At 30.0% G+C, this 14,742-nt stretch carries 16 protein-coding genes and 2 tRNA genes; 8 read left to right on the top strand and 10 right to left on the bottom strand.

All coding sequences use genetic code 11. The features are described from left to right. Nucleotides 1-11: 11 nt before the first annotated feature. The 4 genes from LNAT_RS02885 to argF all read right to left on the bottom strand — a co-directional run bounded on the left by LNAT_RS02885 (nt 12) and on the right by argF (nt 2,657). Nucleotides 12-410: a Fur family transcriptional regulator gene (locus tag LNAT_RS02885; RefSeq protein ID WP_096258418.1), complete on the bottom strand. Its 399-nt coding sequence runs from the start codon at nt 408-410 to the stop codon at nt 12-14. Between the two features lie 110 nt (nt 411-520). Beyond that, nucleotides 521-1,276, bottom strand: a complete 756-nt coding sequence (locus LNAT_RS02880) for a peroxiredoxin (RefSeq protein ID WP_096258417.1) — start codon at nt 1,274-1,276, stop codon at nt 521-523. Nucleotides 1,277-1,371: 95 nt separating this feature from the next. Further along, complete coding sequence (locus tag LNAT_RS02875) at nt 1,372-1,743, bottom strand: DUF2603 domain-containing protein (protein ID WP_096258416.1); 372 nt, start codon at nt 1,741-1,743, stop codon at nt 1,372-1,374. Then, entirely contained in the window at nt 1,728-2,657 is a 930-nt protein-coding gene (gene argF / locus LNAT_RS02870) for an ornithine carbamoyltransferase (protein WP_096258415.1), read from the bottom strand. Before argF ends, LNAT_RS02875 begins: the two co-directional genes overlap by 16 nt. 52 nt (nt 2,658-2,709) lie before the next feature. Between argF and ribA the strand changes: the two genes are divergently transcribed. The 7 genes from ribA to LNAT_RS02835 are packed head-to-tail and all read left to right on the top strand — an operon-like array spanning nt 2,710 to nt 7,407. Beyond that, complete coding sequence (gene ribA / locus LNAT_RS02865) at nt 2,710-3,303, top strand: GTP cyclohydrolase II (protein ID WP_096258414.1); 594 nt, start codon at nt 2,710-2,712, stop codon at nt 3,301-3,303. Then, on the top strand, nt 3,293-3,847 hold the full coding sequence (gene rsmG / locus LNAT_RS02860) for a 16S rRNA (guanine(527)-N(7))-methyltransferase RsmG (RefSeq protein WP_096258763.1): 555 nt from the start codon (nt 3,293-3,295) through the stop codon (nt 3,845-3,847). The genes ribA and rsmG overlap by 11 nt, the downstream gene beginning before the upstream one ends. After that, nucleotides 3,835-4,035 carry a PP0621 family protein gene (locus LNAT_RS02855; protein ID WP_096258413.1) on the top strand — a complete coding sequence of 67 codons (201 nt, stop codon included), beginning with the start codon at nt 3,835-3,837 and terminating at the stop codon, nt 4,033-4,035. Before rsmG ends, LNAT_RS02855 begins: the two co-directional genes overlap by 13 nt. After that, nucleotides 4,022-4,396 carry a hypothetical protein gene (locus LNAT_RS02850; protein WP_096258412.1) on the top strand — a complete coding sequence of 125 codons (375 nt, stop codon included), beginning with the start codon at nt 4,022-4,024 and terminating at the stop codon, nt 4,394-4,396. Before LNAT_RS02855 ends, LNAT_RS02850 begins: the two co-directional genes overlap by 14 nt. Beyond that, a complete protein-coding gene (locus tag LNAT_RS02845) occupies nt 4,393-4,926 on the top strand; it encodes a PAS domain-containing protein (protein ID WP_096258411.1) in 534 nt (177 codons plus the stop codon). Before LNAT_RS02850 ends, LNAT_RS02845 begins: the two co-directional genes overlap by 4 nt. Next, nucleotides 4,916-6,340, top strand: a complete 1,425-nt coding sequence (locus LNAT_RS08935) for a methyl-accepting chemotaxis protein (RefSeq protein ID WP_096258410.1) — start codon at nt 4,916-4,918, stop codon at nt 6,338-6,340. Before LNAT_RS02845 ends, LNAT_RS08935 begins: the two co-directional genes overlap by 11 nt. After that, nucleotides 6,328-7,407, top strand: coding sequence for an FtsW/RodA/SpoVE family cell cycle protein (locus LNAT_RS02835; RefSeq protein ID WP_096258409.1), 1,080 nt, complete (start codon nt 6,328-6,330; stop codon nt 7,405-7,407). The genes LNAT_RS08935 and LNAT_RS02835 overlap by 13 nt, the downstream gene beginning before the upstream one ends. Nucleotides 7,408-7,624: 217 nt before the next feature. Here LNAT_RS02835 and LNAT_RS02830 read toward each other — a convergent pair. Beyond that, a tRNA-Phe gene (locus tag LNAT_RS02830) sits at nt 7,625-7,700 on the bottom strand. A 3-nt stretch (nt 7,701-7,703) separates the two neighbouring features. Beyond that, nucleotides 7,704-7,780, bottom strand: a tRNA-Ile gene (locus tag LNAT_RS02825). A gap of 77 nt (nt 7,781-7,857) precedes the next feature. On the opposite strand from LNAT_RS02825, the gene LNAT_RS02820 reads away from it, so the two are divergent. Then, nucleotides 7,858-8,280, top strand: a complete 423-nt coding sequence (locus LNAT_RS02820) for a phosphoribosyltransferase (RefSeq protein WP_096258408.1) — start codon at nt 7,858-7,860, stop codon at nt 8,278-8,280. Here the strand turns inward: LNAT_RS02820 and LNAT_RS02815 are convergent. Genes LNAT_RS02815 through rho form a run of 4 tightly spaced genes read right to left on the bottom strand, consistent with a single transcriptional unit; the run spans nt 8,277 to nt 14,697 of the window. Further along, complete coding sequence (locus LNAT_RS02815; RefSeq protein ID WP_172413487.1) at nt 8,277-8,561, bottom strand: DUF309 domain-containing protein; 285 nt, start codon at nt 8,559-8,561, stop codon at nt 8,277-8,279. The genes LNAT_RS02820 and LNAT_RS02815 overlap by 4 nt on opposite strands. A gap of 52 nt (nt 8,562-8,613) precedes the next feature. Continuing rightward, complete coding sequence (locus LNAT_RS02810) at nt 8,614-12,564, bottom strand: hypothetical protein (protein WP_096258406.1); 3,951 nt, start codon at nt 12,562-12,564, stop codon at nt 8,614-8,616. Nucleotides 12,565-12,619: 55 nt separating this feature from the next. Then, nucleotides 12,620-13,360 carry a glutamate racemase gene (gene murI / locus LNAT_RS02805; protein WP_172413486.1) on the bottom strand — a complete coding sequence of 247 codons (741 nt, stop codon included), beginning with the start codon at nt 13,358-13,360 and terminating at the stop codon, nt 12,620-12,622. Further along, nucleotides 13,360-14,697, bottom strand: a complete 1,338-nt coding sequence (gene rho, locus LNAT_RS02800) for a transcription termination factor Rho (RefSeq protein WP_096258404.1) — start codon at nt 14,695-14,697, stop codon at nt 13,360-13,362. Before rho ends, murI begins: the two co-directional genes overlap by 1 nt. Between the last annotated feature and the right edge of the window lie 45 nt (nt 14,698-14,742).

Below are 14,742 nucleotides of genomic sequence, written 5' to 3'. Positions count from 1 at the left end.
TTTTAAACTTTTTATTTACTTTTTTTACATTCCTCACAAATACCGTAAATATACAATTCTTTTTGGGTATCAGGAAATTTTGATTCAATTTCTTTAATTAATTGTTCATTTAAAGGAACATCAATTACTTTTCCACAGTTTTTGCAAATAAAATGGGCATGTTCATTTTTTGTCAACTCATATTTCGGTTTTTGATGAAGACAAACTTCAGAAATAATTCCCTCTTCTTTCATAGCAGTAATATTTTTATAAATTGTTGCAAGAGATATACTTGGGAAAGACTCTTTTATCTTTTCATAAATATCTTCAATACTTGCATGTCCCTGTTTTTCCAGTTCTCTTAAAATGGCAAGTCTTTGTGGAGTTGTTTTTAAATTTGAACTGTCCAAAATATTTTTTATATTTTTCATAAAAGCAAACCTTTCTTTTTTAAATCTGAACAAAATAAAGAAAATGAAAATTATTCTTAAAAATACATTACTGTAGTAATGCATTTTTAAGAATAAAAAAAGAAAGAAAATTAAGCGTTTTTAAACGCTTTTACCATTTCTTCCATTTCTTTCATATCGTTTTCATCAACTAAATCTTCAATTGTTACATAAGCTCCTACATTTCCAGTCATTGGTTCTACATCGGTGTTAACAGGCAATGTTTTTTTACCAGGTTTCCAGTTTGCAGGACAAACTTCACCGGTTTTATATGCATGCTGATGAGCAATAATTTGTCTTATAAATTCTTTTACACTTCTTCCCACAGGTGGAGCCTGAACTTCCTCAGCCACTATTTGTCCGTCAGGATTGATTAAGAATCTACCTCTTAGAGCAAGTCCCGCACCTTCAATTAATACACCAAATTTTCTGCTGATTTCACCAGTTGGATCTTGTGCAATTGTAAGTTTAAGATCTTTTAAAAGCGGTTCAGTTTCCACGAATCTTTTGTGTGAAAATTTTGTATCTGTTGAAACTGCCAATACTTCTACTCCAAGTTCTTTTAAGAACGGTAGTGCTGCATTCACGGCAGCTATTTCAGTTGGACATACAAATGTAAAGTCCGCCGGATAGAAACAAATTACAGTCCATTTTCCCTTGTAATCTTCGCTGCTAACTTCTGTGTAGTGACCTGTTTCAGCGTTGTAAGCTTCCGCTTTAAATTCAGGCATTTCTTTTAATACCAACACCCCGTTTTGTGTTTGAACATTTTCCATGTTTACCTCCTCATTTTGTGTTTTATTTTCAGCTTCGCTAGCCAATGTTTTTGTATCTTTTTCGCATGCCATTTGGCACTCCTTTATACATTTTGTTACATTGGAATTATAATTAAAAAATATTTATTTGTCAAGGAAAAAATTAAAAAAAAGAAAAAAATTTTCCTTTAGAAGATATTATCCATATTAATATCATAAAACAGATTGGGATGTTCGGTTTTTATCTTTTTAACAATATCATTTAAATTCATATCGGGATTTTTTTTCATTTCTTCCAAAACAACGGCTTTAACATCATCATAATCAATCGGAAATTCACTGAGGATTGCTTTTTCAAGTTTAAGTTCAAACACTTCTTTCATTAATTTTTTCATACTTTCCATTAATGAAATATATTCTTCAAAATCTAACGCAACCTTTGGTTTACCGTCTATTTCTATAAGCCATAATGAACTGTTTTTATCGCCTTCTTTTAGTTCATATTCTTTACATTCAATAATTGCAGGATTTGGAGTTAGACTTTTTATTTTTTCAACCATACCATTAAACCTTTTTGTCCATGAAGTCTGTTTTCAGCTTCGGTGAATATTACATCTTCATATTTTTCAAAAATTTCTTCACTCACCTCATAACCCCTGTATGCAGGAAGACAATGCAAGAAAATTGCGTCATTTTTAGCCAGACTTATAAGTTTTTTATCCACTTCAAAACCTCTGAAATCTTTTATTCTTTTTTCTTTTTCATCTTCCTGTCCCATACTGACCCATGTGTCTGTGGTTACAACATCAGCATTTTTAACAGCCTCTTTCGGATCAGAATAAAAATTGATTTTTGCTCCGCTTTTTTTTGCAAATTCAAGCGCCTTGTTTTTAATAAATTCATCTATTTCATAACCTTTAGGAGTGGCAATATTTAAATTAAATCCAAGTTTTCCTGCCAAAATAGCCCAGGAATGAGCCATATTGTTACCATCACCGACATATACCGCCAAAGTATTGTGAGGATTTTCAAAATCAAATTTTTTAAATTCTATCATTGTCATTAAATCTGCAAGCAATTGAACCGGATGGCAAAGGTCGGTAAGACCGTTTATTACAGGTACACGTGAATATTTTGCAAACTCTTCAAGCCTGTCCTGTCCAAAAGTTCTAATCATTATTAAATCAACCATTCTTGAAATTACCCTGGCAGTATCTTTAATCGGCTCACCACGGCCTAACTGGATATCACGGCTGCTTAAAAACAGCCCGTTCCCGCCAAGTTGATTAATTCCCACCTCAAAAGAAACCCTGGTTCTGGTTGAACTTTTTTCAAAAATCATTGCAAGCTGATTGTTTTTAAGGTATGGTTTAAAAATTTTAGCTTTTGTCTCTTTTTTTATTTGAAATGCCAAATCTATTATTTCTTTTATCTCTTCTTTGCTATAATCTATAAGCCACAAAAAATGTCTCATTATCTTCCTTTATTCGTAATTAAGGTATAATTTTATCAAAAAAGGAGTTTTTTTGAAAATTTCTGAAATTGCAAATCTCCCTACAAAATACGGTAAATTTAAAATTCAATCTTTTATGGAAAATGATAAAGAACATTTAGTAATATTTACAGAAAATTTACCTGAAATACCGCTTGTCAGAATTCACAGCGAATGTTTAACGGGAGATGCATTAGGAAGTCTTAAATGTGACTGCGGCGAACAGCTTGAATATGCATTAAAAGAGGTAAATAAACAAGGGGGAATGGTAATATACCTAAGACAGGAGGGCAGAGGCATAGGTCTGTTTAATAAAGTAAACGCATATGCCCTGCAGGACAGGGGACTTGATACAGTAGAAGCCAACCATCAGCTTGGATTTGAAGCCGATATGAGAGATTTTAGCATAGTCGAAAAAATTTTAAAACATTTTGGAATAAAAAAAATAAAACTTTTAACAAACAATCCAAAAAAAGAGTTTTCTTTTAAAGATATAAAAGTAATAAAAAGAATCCCCATTATAATAAAGCCCAATCCATATAATATAAATTATTTAAAAACAAAAAAAGAAAAATTGGGACATAAAATAGAATTTAATGAAAAATGGAGAAATAATAATGGAAAATGAAAGGAAAGAAACAAAAGATAAATACAAAATATTTGCAGATGAATTATTAAAATGGAATAAAACACACAAACTTACAAATTATAATAAAGAAGATATTTTAAATCAAATAAATGACAGTTTATATCCTCTTGAATATATAAAAGATGCAAAATCTGCCATAGATGTGGGAACCGGGGCCGGATTTCCCGGACTTATTTTAGCCGCAGCAATGCCCAACACCAAATGGTATTTAGTAGAACCGCTTAAAAAACGATACAGTTTTTTAAATTATATTAAAATGCTTCTTGAACTCAAAAACGTGGAGATAATTCCTGAAAGGATTGAAAATTCAAATCTGGAGCAGGCAGATTTAATAACAAGCAGGGCTGTAATGAAAACCAGAGATTTTTTAGATTTAATAAAACCATATATAAAAAATAATGGTACAATACTTTTATATAAAGGTTCAAATGTATTAGACGAATTAAATGGAATTAACGCAAAAATCATTAACAACAAAAACAGAAATTATGTATTTATAAAGGCACAACAATGGGAAAAATAATAATTTTTCTAATAATAATAGCTACTATCTATTTTTTATTTGTAAAAACAAATAAAAAAGAAATTCAAAAAGATTCTGAAGAAAATGAATTTGTACAGTGTGAAAATTGCAAAACATTTGTATTAAAAAAAGAGGCAATAGAAAAAAACGGAAAATATTATTGCAAGGAATGCAATGCTGATTCTTGAAAAACCTTTCAGCAATGAAATTTTTGTAAAAATAAATTCCATTGAAAAAATAAAAGCCAGCCCCTCAAATTCAACTTTAATTTTTGAATTTAATGAAAATCTAGAAAGTTTCATATTTTGTAAAGAGAACAACATCCCTTACGGAGTAATAATTAATGACATAAAAGAACTAATTTTTATTGCCAATTTAAATGCAAAATATGCGTTTACTGATAATCTAGAAAAAGCAAAAATTTTTCAAAAAATTGCTGAAAATTATTTATTGGATACAAAAATAATTTTTTTAGCAGATTCACTTGATGAAATTGAAATTTTGGTAAAATACCAGATAGACGGAATAAAGCTAAAGGACAAAGGATGAAAAAACCGAATATCACACCAATTGAAAAAGAAGTTTTTTTAAAAGAAGAGGATTTTATAGTTTCAAAAACAGATCTGAAAAGCAGAATCTTATACGGAAACGAAATTTTTATTTCAATTTCAGGATATTCTGAAGAAGAAATTCTCGGAAAACCTCATAATATATTAAGACATCCCGACATGCCAAGGTGTGCTTTTAAAATTTTATATGACCATATCCAAAACGGTAAAGAATGGTTTGGATATGTTAAAAACTTAAGAAAAGACGGGGGTTATTACTGGGTTTATGCAAATATTTCACCAACTTTTGATGCACAGGGGAAACATATAGGATACTATTCTGTCAGAAGAAAACCAAGGGAGGGATTTAAACATATTATTGAACCTCTTTATCAAAATTTGCTTTCAATTGAAGCAAATTCAGGCATGGAAGCAGGTGTTGAAACAGTAAACGAGCTTTTAAATGCAAAAAATATGACTTTTAACGAATTAATGATTAAAATACAAAAAGGAATCATCAATGAACTCTAAAACATTGAATTATATAATTGCATTGATTTTTTTAATAATAGGCATTGTCGGTATAGCTTATCATGATTATATAAGTGTGGGAATTGCAGTTTTAGGAATAATCTTAGCAATATATACTGCAACTTTAAACAAAGAAAAAAAAGACATAATAAAAGAAAAAATAATTAAAACATTGGAAGAAGCTGAAAAAGGCAATTTTGAACCAAGAATTACTAATATAGATAAAAATTCCGAATTTTTTGATGCAGCCTGGGCTTTAAACAATCTACTGGACCAGCTTGAGGCATTTGAAAAAGATATTTCTTATTCCATTGAAGCTGCAGAAAACGGAATTGATTATAGGGATATTCCCCTTGAAGGATATAAAGGTAAATTCCGCACAACAGTAGAAAAAGTTAATAAAGCAATTCAATCTATTTCTACTGCAATAAAAGAAACACAAAGAAATCAGCTGGCAATCAAACTTAGTGAATTGGGCGGAGGCACAAATCAACAATTAAATCAAATTAAATATTCTTTAGACAATAAACTTAAAGAATTTATGCAAAAAATTGATAATTTATCTACCGAAATTTACGAAGGTGCCAATGATTCAACACAAAGAATGTTAAATCTGTCCAATGTGTTAAATGAACTAATTGATTTTATTGCCCATACAAACGAAGCTATTAATATGCTTTATAACAGAACCGAAGAAATCGGTAAAATTGTTGAATTAATTACCGATATTGCAGACCAGACTAACTTATTAGCCCTAAATGCTGCAATTGAAGCGGCAAGAGCCGGGGAGCACGGAAGGGGATTTGCCGTTGTTGCTGATGAAGTAAGAAAACTGGCTGAAAGAACACAAAAAGCAACAAGCGAAATATCAATAACAATTAAAACCCTTCAGCAAGAAACAAGTGACATTCAGGCGAATTCTGAAAAAATAACATCTATGGCCACTGAATCTAAAGATGATGTAGACCAGGTAACTAATATGATTGAAGGATTTAGGGACAAATCATTGGAAAACAAAAAATATGTTGATTTAGCAACATTAAGACTTTATATGGATTTAGCAAAATTATCTCATTTAATTTATAAATTAAACTCTCATGATGCCATAATTGAAGAAAAAGAAATTCAAAAAACAACAGATACAGAATGTGAATTTGGAAAATGGCTATTATCAAAAGAAGCTATAGAAAAAATAGGATGTTATCCTGAATACAAAGAAGTAAAAGAAAGATTACATAAACAGATTCACGCTTTAACAAATAAAGCTTTGGAATGCATTCCGGTACACACCTGTGTAACAAAAAGTGATGAAATCGTTAATATATTTAAAGAAATTGAAAAAACATCTGGATTGTTAGCCAGCAAACTAGATGACATATTTGAAAAATATATTCAAAAACCATGCAATTCTTAAAAAAATTTGATTTTTTTCTTTTTTTTTTAATTCTACCTTTTATTTTTGTAAGCCTTTTTTTAATATATGAAATTTCTCAAAAACTTTTTTATAAAGAATTAATTTACATAGGAATAGGTTTTTTTCTTTTTTTCATCATATACTTAATACCTATAAGAAAACTTTTATGGGTTATCCCAATCATTTATTGGTTTAATATTATCTTATTAATTGCAGTAGATTTATTCGGAATCAAAATACTAGGTGCCAAAAGATGGCTAAAAATTCCTATAATTAATGCAACCATACAGCCTGCGGAATTTATGAAAACGACCCTGCTTTTAATGCTCGGGTACTTAATTTACAGATATCCTCCCCGTCCTGTCTATACTTTTAAAGAATTTATTAAATTATCGGTTTATATAATAATTCCGTTTGTATTAATTGTTAAAGAACCGGATTTAGGAACCGCATTGATTACATTAATTATAGGATTTGGAGTCTTGTTTATAATAGGAGTAGACAAAAAAATATGGATAAGTTTAGGAATATTCAGTATTATCTTTATTCCTGTTTATTATAAATATTTTATGAAAGATTATCAGAAAAAAAGAATAGAACATTTTTTAAATAAACCAAGTTATCACGTAAAACAGTCAATTATTGCAATCGGGAGCGGAGGATTAAAAGGGAAAAACAGAAAAAACGCTACTCAGGCAAATTTAAAATTTTTACCAATTGTCAGCAGTGATTTTATTTTTGCTTATTTGGTGGAAAGATTCGGATTTATCGGTGCGCTGTTTATAATTTTTCTATATTTTTTATTAATAACATATCTTATAAACAAAGCAGAAAAGTTAAAAGACGATTATTTTGCAAAAGTCATGTATAGCGGTGTTGGACTGATGCTGTTTATTTATGCATTTATAAATATAGCAATGACAATGAATTTAGCCCCGGTGGTAGGTGTGCCTTTACCGCTGATAAGCCACGGCGGAACCAGTTTTATTAATTTTATGATACTTTTTGCAATCCTTGAAAATTTAACGTCTAGAAAAGATTTTATACATACATACGGAGTAAAATAAATTAATGCAAAAGTATGATGGGTAATGAAAAATTAAAAAAACTGAAATGAATATAAATTTTAGTAAAAATTTGCAACTGTTTTAATATTAAATACTTAAGCCAGTATCTTTATTTTAAGGCTTTAATCATTAATTTTAAACAAATAGTGTCAAACACTTATTATGTATAAATAATTTTAATTTTCCATTATTCATTTTAAATTATAATTAATTGAAATGGTGCCCAGGGACGGAATCGAACCGCCGACACAGGGATTTTCAGTCCCTTGCTCTACCGACTGAGCTACCTGGGCAAATGGTGGGCTCGGCAGGACTCGAACCTGCGACCAACCGGTTATGAGCCGGTTGCTCTAACCAACTGAGCTACGAGCCCCGGTGGAGTGAAATTATATCTAAAAAATTTTTTTATTGCAAGAGAAAAAGTAGTATAATTTCATAAAAAGGAAAAAAATGAAATTTTATTCATATGAGGAAATGAAAATTGATTTAGAAAAAAATCAGATCCCAAAACCAGATGCAATAGTCGCCATAATCAGGGGAGGAATGACTTTAGCCCATCACTTAGCTGAAATTTTCAATATAAAAGATGTTTTTACAATCAATGCAAGTTCATATGACAAAACAACTAAATTATCTACTCCAAAAGTTTGGAACATTCCTAATTTAAATAATTATCAAAACATTTTAGTAGTAGACGATATAAGTGACAGCGGTGATACATTTATTGAAGTTATGAAAAAATTAAAAGAAAAATATCCTGAAAAAATCTTTAAATCAATTTCAATATTTTATAAGCCCACTTCAAAATATAAACCCGATTATTATTTTCATGAAACAAAAGAATGGATAGAATTCTTCTGGGAAAAATATTAAGGTTTGTATTTTTTCACAAATTCAGCCGTTTCTTTTATATTTTCATCTAAATTATAGTATTTTTCGTATTTTTCAAAATTTTTCCATACAAGACTGTATCCATCTCTTTTTCTTCTCTTAAGCTCCATTGCAACTGCGGCATTTATCAAACCTTTTAAAGCCCATTTTAAATCATTATTTGTTTTCCTGATTTTATGCCATTCATCTTCCAATACTTCATGGGCTTCAAAGTAATTGCCATTAATAATTAATTTTTTATATTCAACCAATGATATATTCACAATAAACCTTTTTTCTTCTTTTAACAAAAAACAGTTAATAAAAAATGAAAAATCACCAATTTATTTTTTTTACCCCTTTTTTAGAAATATTTTTTTCATTAGTTGCATTGATTTCTACAGCTCTGTTTGACACATTAAATTCACCATTTTTGGAAATATTAACATCAATTCCTCCCCAAGCACTTGAACTGTTTAAAAAATTAATATTCATACAAGGATGCGTTCTACAATCAGTATTCGCTGCATTTGGATTTTTGTATTCTTTTGCTAATGGATGATACCAAAGCCAGCTTGGAATTGATAAATGAATTTTTGCACTGTAAGGTATTGAATGAGTGGTGGTAAATTTTACTTTTTCTATACCTTCTAAAATATTGGTTCCGTTCTGAGATATTGAAACAAAATTTATATCATTTGGATAATATGAATTTGTTTTATTATAATCTCCAAATATTGTACTGTTATGGTCATTATTTACTTTCCAGCCTTCGTCATCTGTCCAATATTCATATTTAAATGTTGTATTAACTTCTGTTCCTACACCTGCTGCACTATTTACTTTTATTCTTCCGTATCTGAATTCAATATTTTTCCCACTTAAATTAAGCTCCCCACTGGTATATTTTGTTCCGTTATATTCATATATTAACTCATTGCTGTTATTAGGAGTAATATTTAAATCTGATAAATTTACATCTATTGGACTAATTGTTTTATTAAATTCTTTTTTGTAATTTAATTTAATATTTAAATTGGTTTTTCCTGCATTTGATTTAATAAAATTCTCTTTGGTTATAAAAATTTTAGAATTGTTTGCATCCCCGCTTGTCCTTGAGCCGTTTTGTTCATATAAAACATATTTAAAAGGCAAAGAATTATCAGATGAATTATAATTAACTGAAAAATTTAAATCTTTTGCAAAACAGCCGTTTACAAAATTTCTTGTAACTTTTCCGCCTTTGGCAATAGCTTTTATAACTCCGTAAAAATGAAGAGATTCATTTTCATCATTTTGATATTTAATAATATCATTTATATAAACCCAGGCATTTGAAAAATTGGTTTCATTATTAATACCATAACTTGGAATTACAGAAGAGAGATCAAACTTATACGGCACATAAGTAATATTTATATCTTTAAAAGTCTGATTAACCCCAGGGGAAGTATGATTTGAATTTGTAATAATACATCCGTCCAATGTTGAAGGATCTAATTCATTACCGTTTACATTAATCGCAGTATTAGGTGGGTTTGTTCTTGATGAATTGATATCACAGTCATAGCCGCTGTAAAAATAACTTGAATGTAGACTATGATTATTCCCTGCCTGATCAACATACGTCCAGTCTTTGTCTATAACAGTTAAATTATATTCACCTATTTCAGTATTATTCGCTTCCTGAGCGGAAACTTCTCCATTAAGCATATAAAATTTTTGAGGTTTATCGCTTATGTCATTGCAAACACTTGAATTTTTATCACTTGACCAAATAAATGAAATATTATAATCACTGTTTTCACCATTAAAAAACCTGGTATAACCTGAAGCGGCTTGAAGAGAATTATATACTGTTGCATTTATATCATATTTATAATTAACACCTGCGGCAAGCTTTGTTATAGGAGATGAGTTTAAATCATTAATTATTTCGTTACCATTGACAGGATCTTTTATAGAAATGTAATAACTGTCCGGCCTTACGGAAAAATTATCCCTTGAACATATTATTGAACCATAATAATCAGCAAGACATCTTAAACAGTCATATCCGTCTCCAACATTATAAGGATAATTACCTTGATGATTTCCATTCATATCACATGGAGCACCAGTAATTTCTGAATTTAAACAAGGCGTATTATTTCCAAAAACAGTTTTTAAATTATTATTATTATTTAAACATTTAGGAATACCTTTTAATGTTCCGTCTGTGGAATAATCATCACAATTAAAACTTTTTTCAGTAAATAATTGATCCCAATCAATATATTTAATCCTGAAAGCCGCATTTCTTATGGCTCCGTTTATTGTTAAATTTTCATCAACATGTTTTGCACCGTCAAAATTTACATTAAGTTTTACAGTTGAATTACCATCCCCATTTTTTATATAAAAAATAGGTGCGTTGGGATTATAACATGAAGCATTAAAATCGTGAAAACCTCCGGCATTTATAACTTCTAATACAACACTGAAATTATAATCTTTTTCTTGATTTAAATTGTCTTTATCATAAGAGACCACCATATAATCATTAGCTCTGCCCGATATCTGAGTTAAAAGATTGTATTTATGTTTATCACTTTCATACACTTTTTTATCTGACACATTGAAAACGGACCAAGTTGGGTTATATGAATATTCATTGGAACATATCGGCAAATTTTTTAAATATAACGGTTTCCCCGGAAATACAACAGTTTTACCACTAGGTGTGGTAATATGCATAATATAATTTAATACACCGTTTATTGACATATTTAAATCAGTGGTTTCAGGAATAAAATTCATATAAATATATCTGCTAACGACAGAATCAATATCGCCTAAAGGAATATCAGTAACATTTGTTTCATTTCCATCAGTAGTTATATTGGCTTCTACTTTTGAAAGATTAGCATCTTCACTTTTATATACATAAATTTCATCCGGATCAACATCAACTTGAGAAGTGTTAATATCAAACAATGAAAAATTAGTGTCTTTTGCAATAATGTCACTGTTCTCTTGTGATTTTATATAAACAGAAAGTTTAACAGGCTGATTCGGATCATGATTTACAATACCCACAAGTCTTGGTGAAACACCTGGGACATAAGGCTCAGTAAAAAAAATTCCGTTTTGGGAATATGCATAGTCATAGCAAAATTTTGGAACATAAATATTTGTAGAAAATGCAAGCAAAGAAGGGAAATAATAATCACCATTTGTTCCAAAAGTAAAAGTAGCTGATGTTTGAGAATTTGTTAAATAATTACTTATATCCAACTGATGAATATCAATTCCCTGATTATTAATTAATGAAGGATTTCTTTGAATATTATTTGATATACTTGAATTAAAAAAGTTATTCTCACTGTTTAAATTTCCATCAGTTAATTTTTGTCCTTCAATAGCAAAATAATCCCCACTGATATATTTATCTCCTTCTCCGGCAAACATTATCAATTTTGAACTTATTTGACCAGATTTAGGAGTATAAAAACCAGAAACTGTTACATCTATATCTTCTGTCGAAACTTTTTTATATCCATTAAAAACTTGGATAGCCTTATAAGGTAAATTTCCATTTTCTAGATCGTCTTCTTCATAAATCACTACCAAAGTCCAAGCACCGAAATTTCCTAATCCGTCTGAATTATTAAATGTTCTGCCTTCCTGAGCCAATATATTAGCCAACCTGTATACACCATTTACTTCTGCAGCAGAATTATGATCTTTAAAAAGACTAGTGATTTTTTTTAAAAATCCGTAAGTATAGCCAACAAGATTTCCGCTCCAATCATAATTAGGCATTAAGTAAACATTTACTTTATTTAAACTCAAATTATGATAATGATTAAAAAACGGGGTTTTTATTTTTAAATGATTATTATTAAATTTATTTTTTATATAAGTTTGAATTGCATTCTCATCATCAGCATCATTATAATCATGCAAATATCCCTGTATAAATAGACCTGCCCATACAATATGTGTACCGTTAGGAATGGAAAGAGTTGCTTGGGAAGAATCATTAGTATCTGGATTGTTATCTATATCTATATATTTTAAATTTAATTCAGCATTTGAATTATTGTTATTTACATCACTTTTACAATTACCGTTTGAATCTTTAGGACATAAAACAGTGTTACCTATTATAGTAATATCACCTGGTAAATATTGAAATTTTGGATTTTTATTTACGATTGTAAAATCTTTTTCTTTATCAAAATGAAAATTAATACCTGCATAAATATTCATAAATAAAAAAAACAATATAAAAAATTTCCTCATATTTTTCCCTTTTATTACAGAAAAATTAATTCTTATATCATTATATCACAAATTTTCAGTCAATATTCAGCCATTCTTTTGCTTTTTGTCTTAAATGTTGAGGATCGTCGCTTGCAAGGAAGTTGATTGAAGTGGATTTTTTAGGAGTTAAATTATATTCGTTTTTTAAAAGTTCCACTATAGCCTGACCTGAGTGGATAAGTTTTGCATTGGGAAAATATTTTTGAAGTGAATTTGATAAAAAAGGATAATGTGTACAGCCGAGAATTACAATATCTATTTTTTTTCTATCAATATTTTTAAAATAAAGATCAAATATTTCATTTACTATTTTACCCTCTGTTATCCCCTCTTCCACCAAAGGGACAAAAAGAGGCGTTGCAATGGAAATAATATTTTTAAAGCCTTTTTCTCTTAAAAATTTTTCATATTTTTTTGACTTAATAGTCCTCTTTGTCCCGATTAATAATATACTTGAATTTTTATCTTCATTTTCAACCGCCTTGACTCCGGCTTCTATCACCCCAACCACAGGAAAAGGGGCTTCTTTTTTAAGCTCGTCTATTGCAGTGGCGCTTGCGGTATTGCAGGCAACAACCAAAAAATCGATATTAAAATTTTTCAAAAATTCCATAGCTTCAAGGGAATATCGTATTATTGTGGATTCGTTTTTGTTTCCATAAGGAACCCTTGCTGTATCTCCGTAATAAATTATTTCATCAAAAAGTTTTGCTTTTAAAATAGAAGAAGCAACACTCAGCCCCCCTATTCCGCTGTCAAATACCCCGCATTTCATTATTCGTTGATAACGCTTAAAAATTCCTGATTATTTTTGGTTTTAAGCATTTTTGAATACATAAGTTTCAAAGCTTCTATTTCATCCATTTCACTTATTATATTTCTGATAGCCCATACTTTTGCAAGTTCTTCCGGAGTAAGTAGTAATTCTTCTTTTCTTGTTCCTGATTTAAGCAGATCAATTGCCGGATAAATTCTTCTGTCCGCAATTCTGCGGCTAAGCACAGCCTCCATATTACCTGTACCTTTAAATTCTTCAAAAATTACCTCATCCATTTTTGAACCTGTATCGATAAGTGCTGTTGCTATAATAGTAAGACTTCCGCCCTCTTCTATATTTCTTGCTGCACCGAAAAATCTTTTCGGTTTATGAAGCGCATTTGCATCAACCCCACCGCTAAGTACCTTGCCGCTTGCTGGAGTTACGGTATTGTAAGCCCTTGCAAGTCTTGTAATGGAATCAAGCAAAATTACAACATCTTTTCCCATTTCAACCATTCTTTTGGCTTTTTCTATTACAAGCTCGGCAACTCTTACATGATTTTGGGCTGGTTTGTCAAAAGTTGAACTGAAAACCTCACCTTTTACGCTTCTTTGCATATCTGTAACTTCTTCCGGTCTTTCATCAATAAGTAATACCATAAGTTCAATTTCAGGGTGGTTTTTTGTAACTCCGTGTGCTATTTCTTTTAAAAGTTCCGTTTTACCACTTCTTGGAGGCGCAACTATTAATCCCCTCTGCCCTTTTCCGATAGGTGCAAACAAATCAAGAACTCTTCCTGTTAGTTTAGTCGGTTCATATTCAAGTTTTATTTTTTCGTTTGGATATAAAGGTGTAAGGTTGTCAAAAAGAGGTCTTTTTTTGGCATCATCAGGCGGCATATAGTTAATGGCCTCTATTTTAAGTAAGGCATAATATTTTTCCTGATCTTTCGGAGGTCTAACCTGTCCTGTTACTATATCACCGGTTCTGAGAGCAAATCTTCTAATTTGAGTCTGTGATACATAAACATCATTTACAGAATTTTCAAAATTTCCGCCAATGCTTCTTAAAAATCCATATCCGTCAGGCATTACTTCCAAAATACCGGTAAAAAGCAGATATCCGCCTTTTGCAACCTGGGTTTTTAAAATTTCAAACATTAAATCCTGTCTTTTATACTCCTGAGGATTTTCAACTCCCAATTCATTCGCTATTTTAATAAGCTCGTCTGTTGGCATACTTCTAAGTTCTTCTATAGTATAGCCTTCAACAGGTATGTGGGTTCTTTGTTTAGTGTTTGTATGATTATTGTTATTACCAGTATTAGTGGTAACACTGTTTTGATTTTCCATTAATATCCTTGTAGCGTAGTAGTTTATTTGCAGTTTTCGAGATTT

The sequence above is a fragment of the Lebetimonas natsushimae genome, assembly GCF_002335445.1.
GTDB classification, from domain to species: Bacteria; Campylobacterota; Campylobacteria; order Campylobacterales; family Nautiliaceae; genus Lebetimonas; species Lebetimonas natsushimae.
This window is presented reverse-complemented; position numbering and strand designations above follow the sequence as displayed.